Origin of the sequence: Janthinobacterium agaricidamnosum (assembly GCF_003667705.1) — a bacterium.
GTDB lineage: Bacteria > Pseudomonadota > Gammaproteobacteria > Burkholderiales > Burkholderiaceae_D > Janthinobacterium.
In genome coordinates this window covers 3,764,804-3,791,091 of the sequence record NZ_CP033019.1, presented here as the reverse complement: position 1 = coordinate 3,791,091, position 26,288 = coordinate 3,764,804, and the positions used below count along the sequence as shown (strand labels likewise).

The window sequence follows — 26,288 nt, the reverse complement described above, 5'->3', positions numbered from 1 at the left end:
TCGCAGGCGGCCGCGCAAGGACGGAGTACAGGGATAGCGTTTACCGCGCCTGTCCGTCGACAAACAGGAGGATGGCGCTGGCGACCACCTGCGGCGCTTCGCGCTGCGGGAAGTGGCCGATGCCTTCGAGCAGCACGCGCTGGTAGGCGCCGCTGAAATGGCGTTCGCGCCCGGCCGAGCTGTCCGGATGGTTGCAGGTGTCGGCCGCGCCATGCAGCACCAGGGTAGGCACCGGCAAGACGGGCGCCGGGTGCAGCCGCGCTTCGTCGGCCGCGTACGCGGGGTCGCCCTCGGCAAACGCCCAGCGGTGACGGTAGGAATGCAGCACCACCTCGGCCCAGTCGGGACCGTCGAAAGCGCGGCTGGCCTGCGCGAAATCGGCTTCGCCATACCAGCCGGCGGGCGACCAGCTGTCCCACATCATGCGGGCAAACGCGTGGCGGTCATGCTCGACGGCATGCTGGCCCCGCGGCGTGGCCATGAACCAGTGGTACCAGTAGTTGCGCGCCTGCTGGTAAGACAGTTCTTGCCGTGGGTCATTCGTGCCATAGCCTACCGACAGCATGACGAGGCCGGATGCCGCATCGTGGCGCAAGCCGCAGGCATTGGCGACGGCGCGCGCGCCCCAGTCATGGCCCACCAGCAAGGGCCGATCCAGTTGCATCGCATCGATAAAGTCGAGCAAGTCGCGTCCCAGCGCGGCCAGCTGGCCGCTGCGTGGCGTGTCCGCATGGCGAAAGCGCGTGGGCGCGAAGCCGCGCAGGGCGGGCGCCAGCACGCGGTAGCCAGCGGCGGCCAGCGCCGTCGCCGTTTTGGCCCAGCTTTCCGGGCTGTCGGGCCAGCCGTGTACCAGCACGGCGCAGCGGCTGCCGGCGGCGTTCCATTCCAGGTAGGCCACGTCCAGCAGCGGGGTGGCGATGTAGTGATAGTCTTGCATGGCATTCCTGACGAAGGTGAGGGGAGAACGTCATGGTAGCGCCGGCAATGCATTTGATTCGTGAGCAATTCATCGATATTATGATCATATCTTGATGAATTGGAGCGTACCATGCACGCCTTGCCGGCAATGACCCTGGACATCGTCCTCTTGCGCAGCCTGCTGGAAGTGGTCGATACGGGCGGCTTCGCGCTGGCCGCGCAAAACCTGGCGCTGACGCCGTCGGCTGTCAGCGGGCATATCAAGCGCCTGGAACACAGCGCCGGCAAACAGTTGCTGGCGCGCACGACGCGCAGCCTGGAGCTGACGGCGGCCGGCGAACTGCTGTACATGTATGCGCGCAATATCGTCGACCTGGAACGCGAGGCGCGGGCCAGGCTCAGCGGTGCATCGGTGCAGGGGCGGCTGGTCCTCGGTGCGTCGGAAGATTTCGCGGGCACGTGGCTGCCGCAAGTGCTGCAGACGTTCCAGCGCTGGCATCCGCAAGCGTCGATCGAGTTGAAGGTGGGCATCACGGCCGACCTGCTGCGGCGCCAGGCGCACGAGCAGATCGATGTCATTTTCGGCAAGCAATGCAGCCGCACGGAAGGGGCGGGCGAATTGCTGTGGGCCGAGCCGCTGGTATGGGCGTATGCGGCCGGCCGCCTGCCCGATCCGCAACTGCCCGTGCCGCTGGCGCTGTTTCCCTCGCCGTGCGTGTACCGCGAAGCGGCGCTGGCCGCTTTGGCGCAGGCGGGCCGTGCCTGGCGGCTGGCGTTTGACAGCGGCAGCATGGCCGGCTGCGTGGCGGCGGCGCTGGCCGGCTTTGCCGTGACGCCCGTGGCGCGCAGCCAGTTGCGCGACGGCTTGCGCATCCTGGGAGCGGAAGAGGGCTTGCCGCCATTACCCGATGCCCGTTTTTATGCCTTTCCACGCAACAATACGCCGGCCGTGCTGGCGCTGGTGGACGCCGTGCGCGGCGCGGGACAGCGGCACCAGTTTCGCGCATGATGCCGGCGGCGCTGGAAATGCCGATGAAAGTATGAAAGTTTAGCCTGCGTCATAAGGCGGTCATATGCCGCTGTTATGATGCTTTCGTTGGCACACAGCATGCATTGCGCAGATCACTACGCTCCGGGAGCGATAGGATGCAGGCATGACTCAACAGCTTAGCCGGTGAGCTCAACCATCGGCACCAGACATGTAAAAATTGTTTTATGGCAGTATTTGCAGGGTGGGGCAGGGGAAATGCAGGAATCGGCCGGGGATTTAATGAAGTCCTAAGCCTGTCTCTGGGCAGGGCTGGCATAGTGGATACATGGCGCACGGAGACCCCGAGCGCAAGGTTGCCGGACACCTCAATGACCGGCACGATTTCCACTTCTTCATGTGTTTTCCCCGTTTTATCCCTGCGCTCTGAAACAGCGTTTCAACCGGCTACCGCACTTTGCGAAGCCGGTTTTTTTTGCCTGCGTTTTCATCAACTCCCGGCGCCGCGGCGCCGGGAAAGCCAATCAGCCCGCCTGTTTCGCCAGCCACGCATCGACGGCCGGCAGCCGTTCGGCGCGCAGCTTGATGCGGTACTTGATACCGGCCACGGAACTGTCGGCGTCGCCGCGCGCGCCGGCCGGAAGGTTCGCCTGCGCGTATGCTTCCAGCTTGGCGATCATGTCCAGCTGCGCCGAACCAGCGGCCAGGCGCGGGAAGTAGCGGCTGCGCGAGCTGGCGTCAATGCGCGCATTGACTTGCTCCAGGTGCGCCAGCGCGAAGTCGAAGGCCAGTTCCGGATGCGTGCGCGACACGCGCGAGATCATGGCCGGGCTGTTGGTCACGCCCGGTTCATCCGTCAGCGCCAGCGCCAATGCGCGCCGCGCCAGGGCGGGATCGTTGCTCGAGGCCAGCAGGTCGTACAGCTGGTTCTTCACCAGCGGCGTCTTTTCCTCCTGCGCCCTGGCGTGCAGCTGCTCCCAGGTGGCGGCGTCCGCATGCTGGGCCACCACGCCCAGGATGGTGCGGCGCAGCGGTGCGGGCATGGCGGCCGGGTCTTGCTCGCTGGCCGCATGGCGGCGGCGCGCCTCGGCGATCACGCCCGGTTCGCCCATGTCGCCGAGGATGGCGATCAGCTGGCCGCGCAGGGTCGCCACGCTCGAGGCTTCGCCCGCGCGCGCTTCCCAGCCCGTCTGCGCCATCATCGGCGCCAGGCGCGCCATGGCAAAGCGGCCGAAGGCCTGCTGGCGCGCTTTGCTTTCCGCGCTATCGCCCGCATACTGTTCGTACAGGCTGCCCAGGGAGGCGGCCACCTTGCCCAGTACCTGCGGATCGGCCGACAGCGGCGTCGCTTTCACCAGTTCCAGGAAGTCGGCCAGGTTTTGCGCGCCGGCCAGGCCCAGCGACTGGCTGTCCGCCAGCAAGCCCAATTGGTCGATCGGCGCCAGGCGCGCGAAGCTGCGCGCCAGCGCGCGCGTGTTGGCGGGCGCGTACACGGTGCGGTAGTAGCCGCTCTGGCCCGCGTTCACCAGCAGGGCGCCGCAGCCGGGCACGTTCAAGGTCGCCTTGCCATTCCTGACCAGCACCGTGGCCAGCTTGCCGTTGCCGACCGTAGAGGCGATGACGGGCACTTTCCACGACAGCGGTTTCTTGTTCGGCTGGTCCTTGGAAAATTCCGTCTGCGTCAGGCGCACGCGCGTATTGCCGTTCCGGCACACGGCGTTGTCCACCGTGATCATCGGCACGCCCGGCTGCAACGTGAAATCATGGGCGATGGCGCTGACCGGCTTGCCGGCGGCCGCATCGACTTCGCGCCACAGGTCGTCGGACACCGTATTGCCATACGCATGCTTGCGCATATAGCTGCGCACGGCCGTGCGCCACGTGTCGGCGCCGACATACGCTTCGAGCATGCGGATCACCGCCTCGCCCTTTTGATAGGTGATGCCGTCGAAGGCCTGGCTGGCCTGCTCCACGGTGGCGATGCGCTGCACCACCGGATGCGTGGTGCGCAGCGCGTCCTGGCTCATGGCCGACTCGCGCCCGCCCACGCTGGACAGGGCCGTGTTCCACTCGGGGTGCAGACGCTCCGTGGTGCGGCTTTCCATCCACGACGCAAAACCTTCGTTGAGCCACAGGTCGTCCCACCAGCGCATGGTGACCAGGTCGCCGAACCACTGGTGCGCCATTTCATGCGACAGGGTGGTGTAGATGTTTTCCTTGTCGGCCTGGGTCGAGATGGCCGGGTCAAGCAGCAGGCCATATTCGAAAGTGAAGACGGCGCCCCAGTTTTCCATGGCGCCGAAGAACTGGCTGCGGCCCGGCGCGGCGATGTTGTCGAGCTTGGGCAGCGGATAGCGCACGCCGAAATAATCGTTGTATTCGCGCAGCAGGGCGCTTGACTCGTCGAGCGCGAAGCGGCTTTGCGCCAGCGCGCCTTTCTTCGTGATGACGCCGATCTCCGTACCGTCGGCCATCGTTGTGGCCCGCTCGAAGTCGCCCAGGCCGAAGAACAGCAGATACGTCGACATGCGCGGCGTGGTGGCGAAGTACACGTGCTTCATGCCATTGCCCAGTTCCTCGCTGCTGGCGATCGGCATGTTGCCGACGGCCATCTGGTTGCTCGGCACGACCACGTTGAGATCGAAGGTGGCCTTGTAGTCCGGTTCATCCCACGATGGCAGCATGCTGCGCGCGTCCGAATTTTCGAACTGCGTGTACAGCGCGCGCTGGCGGCCTTGCGGCGTGTCGTAGTCGAGCGAAAACAGGCCCGTGGCCTGCGTGCCGATCTTGCCGCTGTAATCGATGCGCAGCAGGTACTCGCCCTTCGCCACGGGTTCGGCGAAATGCACGGTGGCCGTCTGCTTGTCCGCATCGAACGCGATCTTGCGCGTCACCTGCTTGCTGCCGCCCGCGCCTTCGATGGCGGCGGCCGCAAACGTCAGGTTCAAGGCATTGAAGGTGATGCTGGCCGTCGGCGCGTCGACCGCCACCCTGATGGCCACCTCGCCCTTGAAGGTAGAGGCGGCGGCGTCCGGCGTGATCGACACGATATAGTGCAGGGGCGTGACGCCGCGCGGCAGCTGCGTGGTGGTGCCGGGCGCATGGCTGGCCGAGACGTACCTGGCGGCGGGAGCTGCATTGTCCGCATGGGCTGCGGTGATGGAAGCCAGTGCCAGGACGGCGGCGGCCAGTTGGCTGCGCCGGAAGCGCGGAGTCGGTGTGCGATGCATGGTATGCCCTTGGTTCATGGATAAAACGCCCGCCAGCCGGATAGGCTGCGGGCGTTGATGACGTGTGGGGGACATCGCTGGAACTGGCGGCCAGCGTTCCCGTACAGCAATCTAAGGCGAAACGGGGGCAAAGTCAACGCGCCAGGGGCGCCGCACCATGCCGGTGCGCTGGTATGATGGGCGTCTGACTGCATTGCCACAGGCTGGTGCCGCGCCTGATTGGCCACCACCATAACGAGACGAGACCTGCACATGAAACTCACTATCAGCCCCCGCACGCCCAATCCGCGCCGCGTCACCATGTTCATCGCCGAGAAGGGCATCACCGGCATCGAGGAAGTGGCGCTCGACCTGATGGCGGGCCAGCACCGCGATCCCGCCTTCCTGGCGAAAAACCCGCTGGGCCGCGTGCCCGTGCTGGAACTGGACGACGGGCGCGTGCTGACCGAGACGCGCGCCATCTGCACCTACCTGGAAGGCTTGCAGCCGCAGCCGAACCTGATGGGCGAGGGATTCGAGGAGCGCGCATTTATCGAAATGGCCGACCGCCGCGTGGAGCTGCATCTGTTCAGCGCCGCCGCCAACTGGGTGCGTCACGGCCATCCGGCCCTGGTGGCGCTGGAAAACCCGCAGTTTCCCGATTTCGCCACGGCGCAGGCGGGCAAGCTGCGCGAGACGGCGCAATGGCTGGACCAGGTGCTGGCCCACCAGCCCTACATCGCCGGCGAACGCTTTACGATTGCCGACATCACGGCCTTCTGCGCGCTGGAATTTGTGCGCGGGCTGATGAAGTACCGGCCGGGCGCGGAAGGGTTGTCCAACCTGCAGGCTTACCGCGACCGCATCGCCGAGCGGCCCAGCGCGCAGGCGAAGTAGGCCTTGCGTGCGGGCCGCTTCAACTATGTTGTCGGCTTACGCCCGTTGGGCTAAGCCGACCTACGCCCCGTAGGTTGGATTAGCGGGACGCGTAATCCAACATCATCGCGGGCGGGCCAACAATGTTGTCGGCTTACGCCCGTTGGGCTAAGCCGACCTACGCCGACCTACGCCGACCTACGCCGACCTACGCCGACCTACGCCGGCCGACAGCCCGGTAGCCGGGTAGGTCGGATTAGCGCGTGAGCGCGTAATCCGACATCACCATTTACTTCAGCTGCTCGTGCAGGAAGGTGTAGGTCAGCGCCCACATCAGCGCCTGCTGGTCGTTGTTGGCGGCACCCGCGTGGCCGCCTTCCGTGTTTTCCCAGTACAGCACGTCGTGGCCTTGCTCTTCCATCTTCGCCACCATCTTGCGCGCATGGCCGGGGTGGACCCGGTCGTCGCGTGTCGAGGTGGTAAACAGCACGCGCGGATATTTCTTGTCCTTGAAGACGTTCTGGTACGGCGAGTACTTGCTGATGTAGGCCCATTGTTCCGCCACGTCCGGGTCGCCGTATTCTCCCATCCACGAGGCACCCGCCAGCATCTTGTTATAGCGGCGCATGTCGAGCAGCGGCACCTGGCTGACGACGGCGTTGAACAAATCGGGACGCTGCACCAGCACGGCGCCCGTCAGCAGGCCGCCATTGCTGCCGCCCATGATGCCCAGGTGGCGCGGACTGGTGACCTTGCGCTTGATCAGATCCTGCGCCACCGAGATGAAATCGTCATACGCGCGCTGGCGGTTTTCCTTCAGCGCCGCCTGGTGCCAGCGGGGGCCGAATTCGCCGCCGCCGCGGATATTCGCCAGCACATACACGCCGCCCTTTTCCAGCCACGCCACGCCCGTGGTGCCGCTGTAGCTCGGTTTGAGCGACACTTCAAAGCCGCCATAGCCATACAGCACGGTGGGGTTGCTGCCGTCGAATTTCGTCTTCTTGCTCATGATGGCGAAGTAGGGCACCTTGGTGCCGTCCTTCGACGTCGATTCGAACTGCTCCACCTTGTACGGCGCCGCATCGTAGTAGGCGGGCAGCGACTTGATTTTCGTGCGCTGGTCGCTTTGCGCCGTGGCCAGATACAGGGTGGTCGGATTGAGGAAGTCGGTCACCGTCAGGAAGTACTGGTCCGAATCGACAGGGTCGAGCGCGCTGACGGCCAGGGTGCCCAGCTTCGGCGCGTCGACGGCGCGGCGCTGCCACTTGCCGTTCACGTGGCGCAGTTCCGTCAGGCGGTTCTTGACCTTGTCCAGGGTGGTGACGAGGATGGCCGATTTGGTGGCCGTGACATTGTCCAGCGACGAGGTGGCCGTGGGCGCGTACAGCAATTCCAGCTCCTGCTTGCCCTGCATGAAGGCCTTGAAGTCGGACGCCAGCAGCGAGCCTTGCACGTAGGTCTTGCCGTTCACTTTCCAGTCCGAGCGCAGGGTGATGATCAATTGATCGCGCACGGTGAAGGCCGTCGCATCGTCCGGCTTCGGCACTTTTTTCAGATCGGCGCCTTCGCGCAGGAACATTTCGCCGCTGTAGAAATCGATTTGCCGCTCGATGAACTGGTGTTCGTGGCCGGGCGTGAAGTCCTTGTAGGCGCCCGCGCTCAGGTCGTCGGGTTTGGCTTCATACAAGGTGTGCGCCAGCGCCAGCGGCGTGCCGCGCTGCCACTGCTTGATGATGCGCGGGTAGCCCGAGCTGGTCATCGAGCCTGGGCCGAAATCGGTGGACACGAACAAGGTGTCCTGGTCGATCCAGCTGACGCTGCCCTTCGCTTCGGGCAGGGTGAAGCCGCCGTCGACAAAGGCGCGCTTGACCACGTCATATTCGCGCACCACCTTGGCGTCGCCGCCACCGCGCGACAGGGAAATGAGGCAGCGTTCGCCCTTCGGATACAGGCAGGAGGCACCGCCCCAGACCCAGTTTTCGTTCTCGCCGGCGGCCAGCTGGTCGAGGTCGATCACGGTTTCCCACGCGGGTTCGGCCAGCTGGTACTGCGCCAGGGTGGTGCGGCGCCAGATGCCGCGCACGTGCTGGGCGTCGCGCCAGAAATTGTAGTAAAACGCGCCTTCCTTGCTGACGTAGGGGATGCGCTCCTTCGAGTTGAGGATGGTTTTCAGGCGCGTCTGCAGGGCCGCGAAGCCGGGCTGCGCTTCCAGCTCTTTGGTGGTGACGGCATTGTGCTGCTTGACCCAGGCCAGCGGCTTGTCGCCGAGGACTTCTTCCAGCCACAGGTGGGGATCGGTGTTGGCGGCGGCAGGGGCGGGGGCTTGCGCGTGGGCGAGGCCCGCTGCGGCCAGGCCGAGCAGCATGCTGCCGGCGAGAGTGCGATATGACGACATGTAAGGTTCCTGGTTGGTCCGGTGGAGGCCGCGTTGCAGGCAAAACGGCGCAGCCATGGTGCCATGGATTGCTGTGAGGAACCAGTGTCTATGGACGGCTACCTGAAAAAATAGTTACTTTTCCAATATTGTTTGCTGGAAAAGAGCAGGGCCGTAGAATCTGCGGCACTTGGTGTACCAGTCCGTGCCGTTGCCGTGCCCTGATGCGCGGCGTTCACGGCAGCTGATTGACCCACACGGGCGCCGACCAGACGATGTTGCCGTCGTCCTGCGTCAGGCGCGCGTAATAGACATGGGGGCCGGGCGCGGGCGTGACGGTGAGCTCGGCCTGGTCCGACAGTTGCGTGACGGAGCCGTTGCCGCCCGGTACGCCGTGGAAAATGGCGACGGCCGCCGCTTGCCGGCCCGCGCTGTTGCTGAAATGGGTGGATAGTTGCAAAGGCCCGTGGTTGTCGAAACGCTCGCCCATCAGCTTGCCATTGGCCGTGAACAGCAGCTGCGCGTGCTTGTCCATGGTGGCAAACACGCGGCGCGCGCGCAGCGCGTCGAGGAAGCTGTCGCGTGACACGGGCATGCCGGCGGCCGGGCTGGCCACCAGCACGGCCGTGCGGTTGCCGTACGATGCGCCCCAGTTGGCGCAGTGGTTGTCCTGGTTGCTGCTGAAGGCCACGTGGTAGCCGGCCGCCAGGGCACGGTTGCAGGCCGCCTCGTAATTGCTGCGCCGCGTTTCCGTTTCCTGGTCGTTGGTGGAAAACGCGGACGTGTTCATCACTTCGCACAGCACCATGGCCGCATCGCCGTCCGGCGTGTAGCCGAGCGGCTGGCTATCGACGAGAAACTGGCCCGCATAGGCGGGGTGGTTGAACTGGCCTATCCAGCCCCGTTCGCGCATCAGCGCATACAGGGCGGCGTAGTCGCTTTTCGGCGTTTCCAGGTCGGCCAGCAATTCGCCCCGGGCATTCCTTTCCCAGCCCAGCAATTGTTCGCTATTGAAGATGTTCAGGTGGCCGCCCTTGTTGATGACGCCCCATTCCATGCCGTACAGGGCCAGGAAACCGGGGTGGGCGTTTGTATAGGCGGCCGCTTCGGCCAGCCCCGTCTGGTACAAGGCCTTCGCTTCGGCAGGCGTGGCTGCGGGATTGGTTCCGTCCGAACCGTCATACATATGGTTGTGCTCGGATGTCAGCAGGGCGTCCAGGCCGTGATCCTGCGCATATTTATAGGCGTCGATGGGGCCGAACGGCGCCGTTTGCGGCTCCTGCGCGCCATGGCAGGCGTCGAGCGCCGCGCCGCCGTCGCTGTGGCGCGTCTGGCTGTGCAGGTTGGCGTAGACGATGCGGTAGCCGGGCTCCTCATCCAGGCGGGACAGTTGTTGCAGGCCGGCCTGGAAGGCGGGCACCCGGGGCGCCGTGCTGGCGCCCCGCTGCACCGCGATTTGCCATTGCTGTTCCACCTGCGCTTCGTGCGGCGTGCCGGCATCGACCACGGCCAGCAGGCGCAGCTCGTACAAGCCGTCCGGCGCCAGCATGCGCCGTTCGCGCGCATCGGCATCGGCGCGGCCATCCCAGGGCAAGTTGACGCGCTTGCCGCCGGCGCCCACCTGTTCCGTGCCCGACCAGCGCCGCAGCACGGCGCCTTGCGGGCCGGGACCGGACAAGGTCAGGGTCCAGCGCACGGCATGGGCGCGGCCTTCGTCCGGATACGTGAGGTGCACGACGAATGTGCGCGCCTGCGTGACCCGCTCGCCGCGCGCCGCGTGGAACGGTGCGAACACGGTGGCGTCCAGCTCGCTGTGCTCCCTCGGTTCGGGAGAGCCATCTTGCGCTGCGGCAGTGTTACTCCAGGCGATCAAGAGCGCACCCACGCAGACGCATGCCAGTGCGCGCGCCAAGCCGCGCCGTGGCTGCCATTGCCGCAGTTGCCCGAACATGCCGGCCTCCGCTTCATGAACTCAATATCAATTAGACAAACATTGCACTTTCGAGTTCCGCAACGCACCAAGAAGAGGCGCGCCTGCACCGCCAGGTGCCATGACCTGGCGCAAAGTCCCTACAAATACGCACCCTGCCCCTGGGACGGGCCTGGCACGGCGCTTGCTAAACAGAAGGTACGGATCAACGGCGATCCCCTGAATAAACGCACAACGGTCCAACGACGGACCACTTGGACAACGGCGTCCGCTCTGGCTGATTTTTTCATCGGCGGGGGCGGGCGCCGTTTTTGTTTGCATCTTTGTTATTTTCGGGATACTTCGGGAAACCATCATGGCCAGCCAAAAAGCAACGCGCATCGCGCTCTTCTCCCTCGCCACGCCGCCCATGCGGGCATTCCACCTGACGTGGATGGCATTTTTCGTGTGTTTCTTCGCCTGGTTCGCCTGCGCACCCCTGATGCCGGTCATCAAGGGCGAGTTCGGTCTTTCCTTGGCGCAAGTGGCGAACATCAATATCGCGGCCGTCGCCATCACCATCCTCGTGCGCCTGATCGTCGGGCCCTTGTGCGACCGCTACGGCCCCCGCAAGACGTACACGGGCTTGCTGCTGCTCGGCGCCATTCCCGTGCTGGGCGTGGCCGCGTCGCAAAGCTATGAAAGCTTTCTGTTCTTCCGCCTGGGCATCGGCGCCGTCGGCGCCAGCTTTGTCATCACGCAATATCACACCTCCGTGATGTTCGCCCCGCGTGTTGTCGGCACGGCAAACGCGGCCGCCGCCGGCTGGGGCAATGCGGGCGGCGGCGCGGCGCAGGCGCTGATGCCGCTGCTGCTCGGCGCCGTGCTGATGCTGGGCGTGTCCGAATCGCTGGGCTGGCGCGTGGCCCTGCTGGTGCCGGGCGTGCTGATGCTGGTGATGGCCGTGCTGTACTGGCGTTATACGCAGGATTGCCCTGAAGGTAATTACTCGGACTTGCGCGCCGCCGGCACCGCAATCGAAGGCGGTAAAGGTGGTGGTAAAAGCGGTGGCTGGGACAGCTTCAAGGCCGCCAGCAGCAATTATCGCGTCTGGCTGCTGTTTGTCACCTACGGCGCCTGCTTCGGCATCGAAATCTTCATCCACAACATCGCCGCCGTCTACTACGTCGACCATTTCGGCCTGTCGTTGAAATCGGCCGGCCTGGCCGCCGGCAGCTTCGGCCTGCTGGCCCTGTTTGCCCGCGCGCTCGGCGGCTGGATGTCCGACAAACTGGCCCTGCGCGGCAACCTGAACAGCCGCGTGACCCTGCTGTTCATGCTGATGATAGGCGAAGGCGTGGGCTTGCTGTGGTTTGCCAAGGTCGACAGCATCACCTGGGCCGTCATCGCCATGCTGGTCTTCGGCCTGTTCACCCACATGGCGTGCGGCGCCACCTACGCGCTGGTGCCCTTCATCGACAGCAAGGCTCTCGGCGGCGTGGCCGGCATCATCGGCGCGGGCGGCAACGTGGGCGCCGTGGCGGCCGGTTTCCTGATGAAAGGCACGGGCGACATCCGCCAGACCCTGATCATCCTGAGCGCGCTGGTGGTGATTTCGGCCCTGTGCGCCATCGCCGCCCGTTTCACGGGCCTGGCGGCCGAACCGAACATGGCCGCGGCCTGAGGAGAGCGCAATGAACCACCCCTTGAACATCGTCGTCCTTGGCCATGGCATGGTCGGGCATAAATTCCTCGAACGCCTGGCCCTGGACAACGCGCCGCACCTGTCCGTGACGGTCTTGTGCGAAGAGCCGCGCCCCGCTTACGACCGGGTGCACCTGTCCGAATTTTTCAGCGGCAAATCGGCCGAGGACCTGTCGCTGGTGGCGCCCGGCTTCTTCGACAAGGGCAACGTCGTGTTAAAGCTCAATGCACGCGCCGTGTCCATCGACCGCGCGGCGAAAACCGTCACTGCCAGCACGGGCGAGGTCTTGAGCTACGACAAACTCGTATTCGCCACCGGCTCGACGCCGTTCGTGCCGCCGCTGCCGGGCAAGGAGCGCGATGGCTGCTTCGTCTACCGCACCATCGAAGACCTGGAAGCCATGCTGGCCTGGGGTGCCAAGTCGAAAACGGGCGTGGTCATCGGCGGCGGCTTGCTGGGCCTCGAATGCGCGAAAGCCTTGCGCGACTTGAAGCTCGACACCCACGTGGTGGAATTCGCGCCGCGCCTGATGGCCGTGCAGGTGGACGAGGGCGGCGCGCGTGTCTTGCGCCGCAAGATCGAGGAGCTGGGCGTGACCGTGCACACGCAAAAGAACACGCTGGCCATCGTTGAGGGCGAATCAGCCACGCACCGCATGCAGTTCGCCGACGGCAGCCACCTGGAAGCGGACATGATCGTCTTCTCGGCCGGCATCCGCCCGCGTGACGAGCTGGCGCGCGCCTGCGGCCTGGACGTGGGACCGCGCGGCGGCATCGCCATCGACGACAGCTGCCTCACCTCCGACCCGGACATCTACGCGATCGGCGAATGCGCGCTGTGGGGCGGCCTGGTGTTCGGCCTGGTGGCGCCCGGCTACGAAATGGCGCGCATCGCTGCCCGCCACCTGCTGCAGGAGGAAGAAGGAGAAGCGGGCGAAGCCTCGTTCAAGGGCGCCGACATGAGCACCAAGCTCAAACTGATGGGCGTGGACGTGGCCAGCCTGGGCGACCCGCACGGCAATGCGCCGGGCAGCCGCTCCTACCAGTTCATGGACGAGCGCAAGCAGATCTACAAGAAGATCGTCGTTTCCGACTGCGGAAAGTACCTGCTGGGCGGTGTGATGGTGGGCGACGCCAGCGAATACGGCACGCTCTTGCAGATGATGCTCAACAAGATCGAGCTGCCGGCATCGCCGGAATTCCTCATCCTGCCGCAGGCGGACGGCCAGCAAAAGGCGGGACTCGGTGTGGATGCCTTGCCCGAGGCGGCGCAAATCTGCTCGTGCAACGACGTGTCGAAAGGCGCGCTGTGCGCGGCCGTGGCCGATGGCGCGACCAGCATCGGCGCATTAAAATCCTGCACGAAAGCCGGCACGGCCTGCGGCGGCTGCGTGCCGCTGGTGACGCAGATCATGAAGGCGGAAATGCAGAAGCAGGGCCTGGCCGTCAACAATCACGTGTGCGAACACTTTGCGTATTCGCGCCAGGAATTGCACCATCTGGTGCGCGTGGGGAAAATCCGCAGCTTCGGCGCGCTGCTGTCCGCGCATGGACAGGGTCTCGGCTGCGACGTGTGCAAGCCTGTGGCGGCGAATATCCTGGCGTCTTGCTGGAACGATTTCGTGCTGTCGCCCGTGCACGCCAGCCTGCAGGACAGTAACGATTATTTTCTCGGTAATATCCAGAAGGATGGCACGTATTCCGTCGTGCCGCGCATGCCGGGCGGCGAGGTGACGGCCGACGGCTTGATCGCCGTGGGCATGGTGGCGAAAAAATACGGTCTCTATACGAAGATCACGGGCGGCCAGCGGGTCGACCTGTTCGGCGCGCGCGTGGACCAGTTGCCGGCCATCTGGGAAGAGCTGATCGCGGCCGGCTTCGAGTCGGGCCACGCCTACGGCAAGTCGCTGCGCACGGTGAAATCGTGCGTCGGCTCCACCTGGTGCCGCTATGGCGTGGCCGACAGCGTGGGCTTCGCGATTCAACTGGAGAACCGCTACAAGGGCTTGCGCACGCCGCACAAGATTAAGTTCGGCGTCTCCGGCTGCACGCGCGAATGCGCCGAGGCGCAGGGCAAGGACATCGGCCTGATCGCCACGGAAAAAGGCTGGAATTTGTACGTGTGCGGCAACGGCGGCATGAAGCCGCGCCATGCGGAATTGCTGGCATCCGATCTCGATGAAGCGACCCTGGTGCGCTATGTCGACCGCTTTTTGATGTTTTACGTGCGCACGGCCGACCGCCTGCAGCGCACCAGCGTGTGGCGCGACAACCTGGAAGGAGGCCTCGACTACCTGAAAGCCGTCGTCGTGGCCGACCGCCTGGGCATCGCCCACGAGCTGGAAGCGGACATGCAGCACGTGGTCGACACCTATGCCTGCGAGTGGAAGGAAGCCGTCTCCAACCCTGCCGTGCGCCAGCGTTTCCGCCATTTCGTCAACAGCGGGAAGAACGATGAAAACGTGGTGTTCGTGGAAGAGCGGGGCCAGATCCGGCCCGCCACGCCCCTTGAACGCCGCAACACCGTGATCCCCATCCTTGCCGTGGAGGCGTGAGCCATGAATGCAATGAATGAATTGAACAGCGCCAGCGCCGACAACTGGGTGGCCATCTGCCCCTTGACGGACATCGTGCCTGACACGGGCGTGTGCGCGCTGCTGGGCGGCCGGCACGTGGCCGTGTTCCGCGTCGGCGATGCCGCGCCGCGCGTGTACGCCATCGACAATGTCGACCCGAACGCCGGTGCTTCCGTGCTGTCGCGCGGCCTGGTGGGCAGCATCGGCGAGCGCGTCGTGGTGGCGTCGCCCATCTACAAGCAGCACTTCGACCTGGCCAGCGGCGAGTGCATCGAAGCACCTGAACACTCGGTGGCCGCCTGGCCGGCGCGCGTGTTCGGCGGCATGGTGTGGGTGGCCCTGTGAACACCGCCGCACGGCCGTCTTTAGTCGTGGTCGGCAACGGCATGGCCGGCATGCGCACGGTCGAGGAATTGCTGAAACTCGCGCCGGACCTGTACGACATCACCGTCTTCGGCGCCGAACCGCACGGCAATTACAACCGCATCCTGCTGTCTCCCGTGCTGGCCGGCGAAAAGACGGTGGACGACATCATGCTGCACACGCGCGACTGGTATGCCCACAACGGCATCACCCTGCACGCGGGCGACCCCGTGGTGCACATCGACCGCCAGGCGCGCACCGTGCAGGCGCTGTCGGGCATCGAGGTGCGCTATGACCGCCTGCTGCTGGCCACCGGTTCCACGCCCTTCATCGTGCCCGTGCCGGGCCACGAGCTGCCCGGCGTGATCGGTTTTCGCGACATCGACGATGTCGACACCATGCTGCGGGCGGCGCGCCAGCACCGCCACGCGGTCGTCATCGGCGGCGGCTTGCTGGGACTGGAAGCGGCCAACGGCCTGCAGCGCCAGGGCATGGATGTGACCGTGGTGCACATGAGCGGCGCGCTGATGAACCAGCAGCTCGACGCGCCCGCATCGATGCTGCTGAAATCGGCGCTGGAAGCGCGCGGCCTGCGGTTTTTGATGCAGGCGCAAACGGCGGAAATCCTCGGCACCGGCCGCGTGCAGGGAGTCCGCTTTGCCGATGGTACGTCGATCCCCGCCGACTTGGTGGTGATGACGGCCGGCGTGCGTCCCAACATCGCGCTGGCGCAAGCGGCCGGCCTGCACTGCGAACGGGCCATCGTCGTCGACGACTGCCTGCAAAGCTACGACCCGCGCGTGTACGCCGTGGGCGAATGCGTGCAGCACCGGCGCGCCACCTTCGGTCTGGTCGCGCCCATATGGGAACAGGCGCGCGTGTGCGGCGCGCATCTGGCCGGCGCCGGGCACCGCCGCTACGTGCAGCAAGCCAGCGCCACCAAATTGAAAGTGACGGGCATCGACCTGTATTCGGCCGGCGACATCATCGGCGGCGAGGGCAGCGAAGACCTGGTGCTGCGCGATCCGAGGCGTGGCGTCTACAAGCGGCTCGTGGTGCAGGGCAGCCGCCTGGCCGGCGCCGTGCTGTATGGCGACGTGCAGGACGGTCCGTGGTATTTCGACCTGATCCAGCAGCGCCGCGACATCAGCAAGCTGCGCGCCCATTTATTGTTTGGCCAGGCGCTGTGCGCCCAGGCCGCCTGACAGCGACCAACAGGATACGCCCATGACCAGCTGCACGCCCGTGAAAACCACTTGCCCGTACTGCGGCGTCGGCTGCGGCGTGGAAGCGACACGCCTGCCCGACGGCGCCATCCGCATCGCCGGCGATACAACGCACCCGGCCAACCTGGGCCGCCTGTGCGTGAAAGGTTCGGCCCTGGGCGACACCCTGGACCTCGAACAGCGCCTGCTCTACCCGCAGGTGCGCGCCGACGGCGTGCTGCGGCGCGCTTCCTGGGATGCCGCGCTGGACCAGGTGGCCGGCGGCCTGCGCGCCATCATCGATGAGCACGGCCCCGACGCCGTCGCCCTGTATGTCTCGGGCCAGCTGCTGACGGAAGACTATTACATCGCCAACAAATTCATGAAGGGCTATGTGGGCAGCGCGAACATCGACACCAATTCGCGCCTGTGCATGTCCTCGGCCGTCGCCGGCCACAAGCGCGCGTTCGGCGAAGACATCGTGCCCGGCTGCTATGAAGACCTGGAGCTGGCCGACATGGTCGTGCTGGTGGGCTCGAACACGGCCTGGTGCCACCCGATTTTGTTCCAGCGCATCGCCCGCATCCGCGAAACCCGGCCGGAGATGAAGCTGGTGGTGATCGACCCGCGCCGCACGGCCACCTGCGAGCTGGCCGACCTGCATTTGCCCGTGAAACCGGGCACCGACGTGTGGCTGTTCAACGGCTTGCTGTGCTATCTGGCGAAGGAGGGCGTGATCGCCGACGCTTTCGTCACGCGGCACAGCCGCGGCCTCGACGCAGCGCTGGCGGCCGCCCACGCGGACTGCGGCGACCCCTTGCAGGTAGCGCGCATCTGCAAGGTCGACCCGCAAGCCCTGCTGGCGTTTTACCAGGCGTTTGCCGCCACGCGCAAGGTCGTCACGGCCTTTTCGCAGGGCGTGAACCAGTCGTCCTCCGGTACGGACAAGGTCAACAGCATCATCAACTGCCACCTGGCGACGGGGCGCATCGGCCAGCCCGGCATGGGACCGTTTTCGCTCACGGGCCAGCCGAACGCCATGGGCGGGCGCGAAGTGGGCGGGCTGGCCAACATGCTGGCGGCGCACCTTGAACTGGACAATCCGCTGCACCGCGACACCGTACAAACCTTCTGGGACTCTCCGCGCATCGCCGCCAAACCGGGCTTGAAGGCGGTGGACCTGTTCCACGCGATCGAGGCGGGCAAGGTCAAAGCCGTGTGGATCATCGCCACCAATCCCCTGGTCAGCATGCCGGACGCCGACCAGGTGCGCCGCGCGCTGGCCAGGTGCGAGCTGGTGGTGGTGTCGGACATCAGCGCGCAGTCGGACACGAACGTCCATGCCGACGTGCTGCTGCCGGCCCTGGGCTGGGGCGAAAAGGATGGCACGGTGACGAACTCGGAGCGGCGCATCTCGCGCCAGCGCGCGTTTCTGCCGGCGCCGGGCGAGGCGCGCGCCGACTGGGACGTGCTATGCGACGTGGCGCGCCGCATGGGTTATGACGGCTTCGATTTCGCGGCGCCGCAAGCCATTTTTGCCGAACACGCACGGCTGTCGACCTTCCGCAACGGAGCGGAAATGGCGCGCCTGTTCAATCTGGCGGGCCTGGACAATCTGGATGCGGCGCAGTACGACGCCCTGGCGCCGCAGCAGTGGCCGCAGGGCCGGGCGCGCCTGTTCGGCGACGGCCGCTTCGCCCATGCGGACGGGCGCGCGCGCTTCGTGCCCACGGCGCCGCGCGCGCCGCACAACATGCCCGGCGAGGACTATCCGCTGATCCTGAACACGGGCCGGGTGCGCGACCAGTGGCATACGATGACGCGCACGGGCAAGGCGGCCAAACTGTCGGGCCACGTCGTCGAAGCGTTCATCGACCTCCACCCGCAGGATGCGCTGCTGTACGGCGTGCGCGAGGGCGAGCTGGCGCGCATTTCCAGCGCCTGGGGCGCGATGGTGGCGCGCGTCGTGCATGGCGGCGGCATCGCGCGCGGCCAGGTCTTCGTGCCCATCCACTGGAGCGACGCGAATGCGTCCGACGCGCGCGTGGGCGCCGTCGTCAATCCGGTCGTCGACCCCGTCTCGGGCGAGCCGGAATTCAAGCACACGCCCGTGCGCATCGAACAGTTCCGCGTGCACTGGCATGCGTTTGTCCTGAGCCGCACGCCCTTGACCCTGGACGGCGTGGCGCACTGGACGCGCATCCAGGGCGAGCAGTTCCTGCGCTACGAACTGGCGGGCCGCCAGCGCATCGAGGATCTCGGCGCCTGGGCGCGCGCGCTGCTCGGCGTCACGGACGACAACGCCGACTGGCTCGATTACGCGGATGCCAGCGCCGGCGTGTACCGCGCCGTGCACCTGGACGAGGGACGCATCGCGCAATGCGTGTATGTCTCGCCCCGTCCCGACCTGCCGTCGCGCAGCTGGCTGGCCAGCCTGTTTGCGCATGCGCAAATGGATGCGCTTGATCGCGCCGGCGTGCTGCTGGGCCAGCCCATCGGCAAGGGCGTGGACGCCGGTCCCATCGTGTGCTCGTGCTTTGGCGTGGGGCGCAACACCATTTGCGCGGCCATCGCCGGGCAAAAACTGGAGACGACGGCGCAGGTGACGGCCTGCGTCAAGGCGGGCGGCAATTGCGGCTCCTGCGTGCCGGAGATACGACAGTTGCTGCTTGAAGCGCGCAGCGCGGCCTGATCATCTGTCCTTTCCCGCGCGGCTTTGCTATATTGCCAGCTCTACAAGGGGAGAGGCAATGTGATGACGGCAGGACAATACGACACGGTCTGGCTGACGGGCTTGAGCGGCGCCGGCAAGTCCAGCATCGCCGACGCGCTGGCGCGCCAGCTCAAGGCGCAGGGGTGCGCCGTGGCAGTACTCGATGGCGACCAGCTGCGCCATGGCTTGAACCGCGACCTCGGTTTTACGCCCCAAGACCGGCATGAAAACATCCGCCGCGTGGCTGAAGTGGCGCGCCTGATGAATGGGGCGGGCCTGACCGTCATCGCCGCCTTCATTTCTCCCTACCGCGCAGACCGGGCCATGGCCGCCGCCATCATCGGCGCGGCGCATTTCATTGAAGTCCACGTCAGCACGCCGCTGGCCGTGTGCGAGGCGCGCGATCCCAAGGGCCTGTATGAAAAGGCGCGGGCAGGGCAGCTGGTGCAATTCACGGGCGTTTCCGCACCCTATGAAGCGCCGCTGGCCGCCGCGCTGACCCTGGACACGGGCACCCTGGCGCTGGACGAGTCGGTCGAGCGCATTTGCCGCTACCTGCGGCAGCGGCCGTGACGACCTGGCGCAAACGATTGCGCCGGCGCCTGCCGGCCAGCCTGAAGGCGCGCATGAGCGTGGTCGTCTTCCTGCTCGTGCTCGCTGCCGTGGCCTCGCTGGCGCTGGCCACCCTGTCCGTGGCCGAGCGCGGCATGCGCGATGTGACGGGGCGCCAGCAGTACGTATCGCTGTCCAGCGCCGCCGTCTTCATCGATGAGGAACTCGACGCGAAGCGCAACGTACTGCGCGCCATCGCCGACAGCCTGCCGGCCGGCGGCGCGCACGACGGCGCCAGCCTGCAGCGTTACCTGGCTGCGCAAACGGTGCTGCGCAAGGAATTTTATTCGGCCGGCGTGGTCGGTATCGACGGGGCCGTGCTGGCCAGCGTGAGTCCCTTCAAGCCGCAGGCGGGGCTGAACGTGAAGGGCCGCCCTTACTTTGAACAGACGCTGGCGACCCGGCGCTCGGTGATTTCCGCGCCCCTCAACGGCAGCATTTCCGGCATGCCCATCGTCGTGGTCACGCAACCCGTGTTCGACGCGCAGGGCGCCGTGCGTTATGTGCTGGCGGCCAGCGTCAACCTGCGCCAGCCCGATTTCCTGGGGCGCCTGGGCGCGCTCAAGCCGGGCACGGGCGGCTACCTGTACATCATGACCGGCGAAGGCATCATCGTCGAGCATCCCGACAAGTCGCGCATCATGCAGCATATCGAGGCGCATGGTCCCATCAGCATGTCCGCGCGGCGCGCCTTGCAGGGTTTCGAGGGCTGGCTGACGGGCACCACCACGCAAGGCGTCGATGCCCTGTTTGCCTACCACCGCATCGCGTCGACGGGCTGGATACTGGCGTCCGTGTATCCCATGCGTGACGCGTTCGCGCCGCTGCACGCCATCCGCAGCAAGATATTGCTGGCCGCCGTGCTGCTGGCGGCGCTGGCGGGGCTGGCCGGCTGGCGCGTGGTGCTGCGCCTGCTGCTGCCTTTGGCGCGGCTGCGCCACCATGTGCATGAAATCCGCCGCCAGCGCCTGGGCATCGAGGCGCTGCAAATCGAGCGGCGCGACGAGATCGGCGACTTGAGCCGCGATTTCTACTCGCTGATGGCCGAGCGCGAAATCGCCGTGGCGCAGACGCGCGACAGCGAGCGGCGTTTGAAACTGCTGACGGACCACGTGCCCGTGGTGATCGTCTACATCGACCGCGAGCACCGCTACCAGTTCATCAATGCGACGTTTGAAAAATGGTTCGGCAGATCGCAGCAGGAAAGCATGATGCAGTCGATCCGCGAGGTGCTGGGCGAGGAAGCCTACCAGTTGCGCGAACAATACCTGCGGCGCGCCTTCTCGGGCGAGGAGGTTGAATATGAGTTCACCATCGGCGGCGACGGAGACGCCGGCCAGCGCGCCTTCCAGACCAGTTACGTGCCCGATGTGGGCGAGAGCGGCGCGGTGGAGGGCGTGTACGGCCTGATCCACGAAATCACCAAGACCAGGGCCGTGCATACGGCGCTGCAGTTCGCCGCCGCCACGGATATCCTGACGGGCATCGCCAACCGGCGCCGTTTCGACGAACAGCTGGAATTGAGCATGCAGCGCACGCGGGCCGCGCGCGCGCCGATGGCGCTGGCCTATCTCGATATCGACCGTTTCAAGGCCATCAACGACAGCCTGGGACACAAGGCGGGCGACGAGGTGCTCAAGGAGTTCGCCGCGCGCCTGGTGCGCAGCGTGCGCGCCAGCGACCTGGTGGCGCGCCTGGCCGGCGATGAATTCGTGATCATTCTCGAAGGGGTGAACGGCGCGGCCGAAGTGCGCCAGGTCGGCGCCAAGATCGTCGAGGCCATCCGCCAGCCGTTTGCGCTGGCCGGCGGTCCGCTGCCGGTGACGACCAGCGTCGGCATGGCCATCTTCCGCGAGGGCGCGCTGACGCCGGCGCAGCTGCTGGATCTGGCCGACCAGGCCCTGTACGCCGCCAAGGGGCAGGGCCGCGACGGCGTGGCGCTGCGCGAGGCGGCGCCGTAGCCACTACAGGATGGCGCTCCAGTGATCGAGCTGCTGCGTGGTGGCCGTCACGCCGCCGCACACGATGACGAGCACATTGCGGTAGGGAGCCAGTTCCGGCGCCTTGCCGTAGACGGCCGCCAGCGCCGCGCCGCAGGCCGGTTCCACCACCAGGCGCTGGTCGGCGACAAAGCGCTGGCAGGCGTCGACGGCGGCGCGGTCCGACACCACCACGCTGTGCAGCAGGCGGGTCTGGCTGATGGCGTATGCCTGGGCGCACACCTGGCGCGCCGCCAGCGACGTGGCGATGCTGCTCACGGCCGGCAGGGCCACGTGTTCGCGCGCGGACACGGCCGCCGCCAGCGAAGCGGCGCCTTGCGTTTCGACGGCCACGATGGCCACGTCATCCCAGCCGTTGCGCTGCAAGCCTTCGGCCACGCCGGCCAGCAGGCCGCCGCCGCCCACCGACAGCACCACCGCGTCCGGTCTCAGGCCCGCGCGCGCTACTTCATCGATCATGCCGGCATGGCCCTGCCACAGCAGCGGGTCGTCGAACGGGTGCAAAAAAGCGTCTTGCGGCGTGAGCATCGATTGGGCCAGCGCGTTCGCTTCCTGCCAGGCGGCGCCGTGCACGATGACTTCGGCGCCTTCCTGGGCGATCAGGGCCTTGGCCCGTTCGCTCGTCGTTTCCGGCACGACGACGATGACGGGAATGCCGAGCTGGCGTCCCGCATAGGCGACGGCGATGCCGGCATTGCCGCCGGAAGAGGAAATGAAGCGGCTGGCGCCGCGCCGCGCGTATTCTTCGCAGGCGAGGCCGATGCCGCGGATCTTGAAGGAGCCGGGCGGCTGCAAGGCTTCGAGTTTGAGCCAGATGGCGCGTTCGCTGAGCAGGCTCAGGGCGCGCGAGTTGAGCAAGGGAGTTTCGATGTGCAGGGCCATGCGTGTTCCTGGTAAACAGTCAGGCCAGCATCATAGCCGAAGCGCCCGCGCCACCGTGTCATCCTTGTCGGCAGTGCGCTGGCTGTCAGTTCAGCGGGACGCTTTTGAGGTGGTGCGTGCGCGCCACTTCCTTCATCGCTTCGAGCAGATCGTCGCGCAGCTGGCGCGGCAGCTTGCCGAAGAATTCCTCGTCGTTCTGGTCGGCCATTTCGGCCAGCACGGGTACCAGCGCCTCGCCTTCCGTGGTCAGTTCGATCGAATGCTGGCGGCGGTCGGCCAGCAGGATGGATTTGCTGACCATGCCCTTGCTTTCCAGGCGGTCGATCAGTTTCGACACGGCGCCCTTGCTCATGCCGGACACCTGCGCCAGCACCGTGGGCGAGGTGCAGCCCAGGCGGAACATTTCGCGCAGCACCACCCATTCGGACACCGTCACGCCATTGGCTTCGGCTTTCTTCTGGAAGCTGTGGGACACATGGTTGGAAACGAAACGCAGCCAGTAACCGAGATGGGCTTCCAGTTCGCTGACGGGAACGCTGTTGGGATGGGCGGCTTGCGTGGCGGCCGATTCAAAATTATGGCTCATTTCTCTTCCTTCACTGGGCGGCGTTGCCGGCATGGTTAAGGCCTTCACGCTTGCTGTCGAGTGGTTTGTTTGGGAACAATCGTCGTGCTTGAGGTATTTCTAACACTGTTTTCACAGGAAATCATTCAGCGGCAAAAAGTTTTTCCTTTTTCTCTTGCTCTAAATATATAAAAAGCAATATCAAGCAAATAATCGTATTGCTAGAGAGGAAGATTAAAAAAATAACTCATGTTGTATCAATGGTAACATGAATTTTGCCGAATTGATAAATATTTCAAGCGCGATCACTGTCGCATGGCACAGGTGTGTTGCCGGCGCTACTTAGAGCCTATCCCAGTAGATGAATACATCTCTTGCAAGCGCCCCTCAGAAGCGGGGACTGCGTTGTTCGTCGTCGCGTGGTTCGCCACGCGTCCTCCTCGCGCCTTGTCCGCGCTCCTGATGTGCTGCTTGCAAAAGACGCTCCCTACTGGGATAGGCTCTTAGCTGAACCGTTCCACGAGAAAATCGACGAAGCTGCGCAGCTTGGGCGAGCGATAGCGGTCCGGCAGGTAGACCACGTTCAAGGGGCGGCTGGGCAGCGCATGCGCGGGAAACAGCTGGACCAGGCGGCCCGCTTGCACGTCCGTTTCCAGCAGGAAGGCCGGTTGCAGCACGATGCCCATGCCATGCAGTGCAGCAACGCGCAGCGCCTGGCCGTGGTTGACTTGCAGGCGGCCCGAGACGGGCACGCTGCAGACGCCGTCCTCGCCTGTCAGGCGCCAATGCGCCAGGGCGGCGGGCGAGAAGGACAGGCATTCGTGCCGGCTCAGCTCGGCCGGGTGGCGCGGCGTTCCCCTGCGCGCCAGATAGTCGGGAGCGGCGCAGATCATCAGCCGGTAGGGCGCCAGCGGTCTGGCGATCAGCAAGGAATCGGGCAACTGTCCGATGCGGATGGCGGCCTCGAAACCTTCCTCTACCAGGTCGGCCACGCGGTCGCTCAGCGACACATCGATGCTCACGTCGGGATAGCGCTCCAGGTATGCGGCCATGGCGGGCATCAGCGCTTCCGCGCCGAAGGTGAGGGGCGCCGTGATGCGCAGCTTGCCGGCGGGCGCCAGTTGCAGGTTTTGCGCCTGGACATCGGTTTCGGCCACCAGCCTGAGGATTTCCTTGCAGCGCGCATAGTAATCCTCGCCGAAGGCCGTCAGGTGCTGGCGCCGGGTGGTGCGCTGGAGCAACTGCATGCCCAGGCGCTTTTCCAGCGTCCGCAGGTGGTTGCCGGCCATCGTCGCGGAGATCCCGCAGGCGGCCGCGGCGGCGCTCAAGCTGCCTTTTTCCACGGCCAGTACATACACCTTCATGCTGTCTAGCAAATCCATTGGCAATCCCTGCTGTCAAATCATTGAATCAAACCATAGTTTATCTATTAATGATTTTAAATGACACTGCTGTTTGTCCCGCCAGCGCGCGGCCACCCTGACCCATTGCCCGAGAACAGACCATGCAAGCCATCCAACTGACCGCTCCTTCCCTCACCGCGTTTCACCAGACCGAGCTGCCCGAGCCGCAGGCCGGGCGGGGCGAGGTGCTGCTGCGCCTGCGCGCCGCCACGCTGAACTTTCTCGACGTGGCCATTGCGACCGGCAACTTTGCCGGCGCGGCCTTTCCGCTGATTCCCGTCGCCGACGGCGCGGGCGAAGTGGCGGCGCTGGGCGAGGGCGTCAGCGGGCTGGCCGTCGGCGACCGCGTCATCCCGCACTTCATGCCGCGCTGGCAGGGCGGTGCCATCGCGCCGCACAACGTGGGCGCGATGCGCGGCGTCACCTTGCCGGGTTCGCTGGCCGAATACGTGGCCGTCCCCGCCGCCAGCCTGGTCGCCTTGCCGGCCCACCTCGATTTTATCCAGGGTGCGGCCCTGCCGATTGCAGCCACGACGGCGTGGAATGCCGTGCGTTCGGCGCAAGTGCGCCCCGGATCGGTGGTGTTGCTGTTGGGAACGGGCGGCGTCAGCCTGTTTGCCTTGCAGTTCGCCAAGGCGTCGGGCGCCACGGTGATCCTCGCGTCGTCCAGCGATGACAAGCTGGAACGAGCGCGCCAGCTGGGCGCCGATCACCTGATCAACTACCGGGCCACGCCGGCCTGGGATGCGGAAGTGCTGAAACTGACCGGCGGGCGGGGCGCCGACCTGGTGGTCGAGACGGTGGGCGGCGCCACCATCGTGCGCTCGCTCAACGCGGCGGCGGTGGGCGGCACGGTCTTCACGGTGGGTTTTGTCGGCGGCACGGCCGCCAGCATCGACTTGCTGCCCGTCATCGTCAAGGCCTTGCACATCGTCGGCAACAACACCGGTTCCGTGGCGGACCTGGCGCAGGCGGCCCAGGCCATCGCCGCGCATGGCATCGTGCCCGTCATCGACCGCGTGTTCGGCCTCGGCGACACGGCCGAAGCGTATGCGCAGCTGGCAGCCGGCGGCCGCCATTTCGGCAAGCTTGCCATCGCGCACTGAGCCGGCCGCAACACTGTCGCCATCAGGCGGCGACGTGCACTTTCACGTTCGCGTCGCGCAGCACCTCGGCAAAGCGGGGCGGCGGCGGCGCGTCCGTAAACAGGATGTCGACTTGCGCCAGGTCGGCCAGGCGCACCAGCGCCTTGCGGCCGAATTTATGCTGGTCGGCCACCAGCCACACTTCGCGCGACTGCTCGATGATCGCTTGCGCCACCTTCACTTCGCGCGCGTCGAAGTCGCGCAGGCTGCCGTCTTCGTCGATGCTGGAAATGCCGATGATGCCGATGTCGACCTTGAACTGGCGGATGAAGTCGATGGTGGCTTCGCCGACGATGCCGCGGTCGCGCCCGCGCACCACGCCGCCGGCCACGATGACTTCGCAGGCGGCGTTGTCGGCCAGGATGGCGGCCACGTTGAGGTTGTTCGTCACCACGTGCAAGCCCGTATGGCGGCTCAGCGCGCGCGCCACTTCCTCGGTCGTCGTGCCGATATTGATCAAGAGCGAACAGCCGTGCGGCACCTGCGCGGCGACGGCGGCGGCGATGCGCCGCTTGGCGTCGCTGTTGAACACTTGCCGCTGGCTGTAATCGATGTTTTCCACGGACGAGGGCAAGCCGACTCCGCCGTGGTAGCGGGCCAGCAGGCGCGCTTCTTCCATCTGCTTGACGTCGCGGCGCACGGTCTGCGGCGTCACGTCCAGCTGCTGCGCCAGCTCCTCGACGGACATGGTGACCTTCTGGCGCACCACTTCGAGCAAGCGGCGCTGGCGGGGATTCAAAATCATGGGCTTGTCTCTTTAAAAAACACAAACGAACAAAAACGAACAAATAGTGATAAAAATATGTTGCTATCGATTCGCAATCTGGCGTATCTTATCCATATTGC

At 65.8% G+C, this 26,288-nt stretch carries 18 protein-coding genes; 10 read left to right on the top strand and 8 right to left on the bottom strand.

Annotated elements, in window-relative coordinates; all coding sequences use genetic code 11:
* Window positions 1-40: 40 nt before the first annotated feature.
* Window positions 41-937: an alpha/beta fold hydrolase gene (locus tag D9M09_RS17070; RefSeq protein ID WP_121669970.1), complete on the bottom strand. Its 897-nt coding sequence runs from the start codon at window positions 935-937 to the stop codon at window positions 41-43.
* Window positions 938-1,048: 111 nt separating this feature from the next.
* Between D9M09_RS17070 and D9M09_RS17065 the strand changes: the two genes are divergently transcribed.
* A complete protein-coding gene (locus D9M09_RS17065; RefSeq protein ID WP_121669969.1) occupies window positions 1,049-1,927 on the top strand; it encodes a LysR substrate-binding domain-containing protein in 879 nt (292 codons plus the stop codon).
* A 503-nt stretch (window positions 1,928-2,430) separates the two neighbouring features.
* Here D9M09_RS17065 and D9M09_RS17060 read toward each other — a convergent pair.
* A complete protein-coding gene (locus D9M09_RS17060) occupies window positions 2,431-5,136 on the bottom strand; it encodes a M1 family metallopeptidase (protein ID WP_121669968.1) in 2,706 nt (901 codons plus the stop codon).
* A 252-nt stretch (window positions 5,137-5,388) separates the two neighbouring features.
* Here D9M09_RS17060 and D9M09_RS17055 point away from each other — a divergent pair, with 252 nt between their 5' ends.
* Window positions 5,389-6,012, top strand: a complete 624-nt coding sequence (locus D9M09_RS17055; RefSeq protein WP_099411902.1) for a glutathione S-transferase family protein — start codon at window positions 5,389-5,391, stop codon at window positions 6,010-6,012.
* 268 nt (window positions 6,013-6,280) lie between these two features.
* On the opposite strand, the gene D9M09_RS17050 is transcribed toward D9M09_RS17055, so the two are convergent.
* Window positions 6,281-8,386: a prolyl oligopeptidase family serine peptidase gene (locus tag D9M09_RS17050; RefSeq protein ID WP_121669967.1), complete on the bottom strand. Its 2,106-nt coding sequence runs from the start codon at window positions 8,384-8,386 to the stop codon at window positions 6,281-6,283.
* Between the two features lie 214 nt (window positions 8,387-8,600).
* Complete coding sequence (locus tag D9M09_RS17045; protein ID WP_121669966.1) at window positions 8,601-10,316, bottom strand: CehA/McbA family metallohydrolase; 1,716 nt, start codon at window positions 10,314-10,316, stop codon at window positions 8,601-8,603.
* Between the two features lie 334 nt (window positions 10,317-10,650).
* On the opposite strand from D9M09_RS17045, the gene D9M09_RS17040 reads away from it, so the two are divergent.
* The 7 genes from D9M09_RS17040 (at window position 10,651) to D9M09_RS17010 (ending at window position 21,408) form a co-directional block, all read left to right on the top strand.
* Window positions 10,651-11,958, top strand: coding sequence for an MFS transporter (locus D9M09_RS17040; RefSeq protein ID WP_121669965.1), 1,308 nt, complete (start codon window positions 10,651-10,653; stop codon window positions 11,956-11,958).
* 10 nt (window positions 11,959-11,968) lie between these two features.
* Complete coding sequence (gene nirB, locus D9M09_RS17035; RefSeq protein WP_121669964.1) at window positions 11,969-14,533, top strand: nitrite reductase large subunit NirB; 2,565 nt, start codon at window positions 11,969-11,971, stop codon at window positions 14,531-14,533.
* Window positions 14,534-14,536: 3 nt separating this feature from the next.
* Complete coding sequence (gene nirD / locus D9M09_RS17030; protein ID WP_373632986.1) at window positions 14,537-14,899, top strand: nitrite reductase small subunit NirD; 363 nt, start codon at window positions 14,537-14,539, stop codon at window positions 14,897-14,899.
* A complete protein-coding gene (locus tag D9M09_RS17025; protein ID WP_121669963.1) occupies window positions 14,896-16,122 on the top strand; it encodes an NAD(P)/FAD-dependent oxidoreductase in 1,227 nt (408 codons plus the stop codon). The genes nirD and D9M09_RS17025 overlap by 4 nt, the downstream gene beginning before the upstream one ends.
* A 22-nt stretch (window positions 16,123-16,144) precedes the next feature.
* Window positions 16,145-18,814 carry a nitrate reductase gene (locus tag D9M09_RS17020; RefSeq protein ID WP_121669962.1) on the top strand — a complete coding sequence of 890 codons (2,670 nt, stop codon included), beginning with the start codon at window positions 16,145-16,147 and terminating at the stop codon, window positions 18,812-18,814.
* A gap of 63 nt (window positions 18,815-18,877) precedes the next feature.
* Window positions 18,878-19,408 carry an adenylyl-sulfate kinase gene (cysC, locus tag D9M09_RS17015; protein ID WP_121669961.1) on the top strand — a complete coding sequence of 177 codons (531 nt, stop codon included), beginning with the start codon at window positions 18,878-18,880 and terminating at the stop codon, window positions 19,406-19,408.
* On the top strand, window positions 19,405-21,408 hold the full coding sequence (locus tag D9M09_RS17010) for a diguanylate cyclase domain-containing protein (protein WP_162995735.1): 2,004 nt from the start codon (window positions 19,405-19,407) through the stop codon (window positions 21,406-21,408). The genes cysC and D9M09_RS17010 overlap by 4 nt, the downstream gene beginning before the upstream one ends.
* Window positions 21,409-21,411: 3 nt before the next feature.
* Here the strand turns inward: D9M09_RS17010 and D9M09_RS17005 are convergent, their stop codons facing one another.
* The 3 genes from D9M09_RS17005 to D9M09_RS16995 form a co-directional block, all read right to left on the bottom strand.
* Window positions 21,412-22,329 (bottom strand): pyridoxal-phosphate dependent enzyme, encoded by a 918-nt coding sequence (locus D9M09_RS17005; RefSeq protein WP_121669959.1) that lies wholly within the window; start codon window positions 22,327-22,329, stop codon window positions 21,412-21,414.
* 85 nt (window positions 22,330-22,414) lie between these two features.
* Window positions 22,415-22,915: a MarR family winged helix-turn-helix transcriptional regulator gene (locus tag D9M09_RS17000; RefSeq protein WP_070222220.1), complete on the bottom strand. Its 501-nt coding sequence runs from the start codon at window positions 22,913-22,915 to the stop codon at window positions 22,415-22,417.
* Between the two features lie 482 nt (window positions 22,916-23,397).
* Window positions 23,398-24,276 carry a LysR family transcriptional regulator gene (locus D9M09_RS16995; RefSeq protein ID WP_121669958.1) on the bottom strand — a complete coding sequence of 293 codons (879 nt, stop codon included), beginning with the start codon at window positions 24,274-24,276 and terminating at the stop codon, window positions 23,398-23,400.
* A 122-nt stretch (window positions 24,277-24,398) separates the two neighbouring features.
* On the opposite strand from D9M09_RS16995, the gene D9M09_RS16990 reads away from it, so the two are divergent.
* On the top strand, window positions 24,399-25,403 hold the full coding sequence (locus D9M09_RS16990; RefSeq protein WP_121669957.1) for a zinc-dependent alcohol dehydrogenase family protein: 1,005 nt from the start codon (window positions 24,399-24,401) through the stop codon (window positions 25,401-25,403).
* Window positions 25,404-25,425: 22 nt separating this feature from the next.
* On the opposite strand, the gene D9M09_RS16985 is transcribed toward D9M09_RS16990, so the two are convergent.
* Window positions 25,426-26,187 carry a DeoR/GlpR family DNA-binding transcription regulator gene (locus tag D9M09_RS16985; protein WP_175445210.1) on the bottom strand — a complete coding sequence of 254 codons (762 nt, stop codon included), beginning with the start codon at window positions 26,185-26,187 and terminating at the stop codon, window positions 25,426-25,428.
* Window positions 26,188-26,288 lie beyond the last annotated feature (101 nt).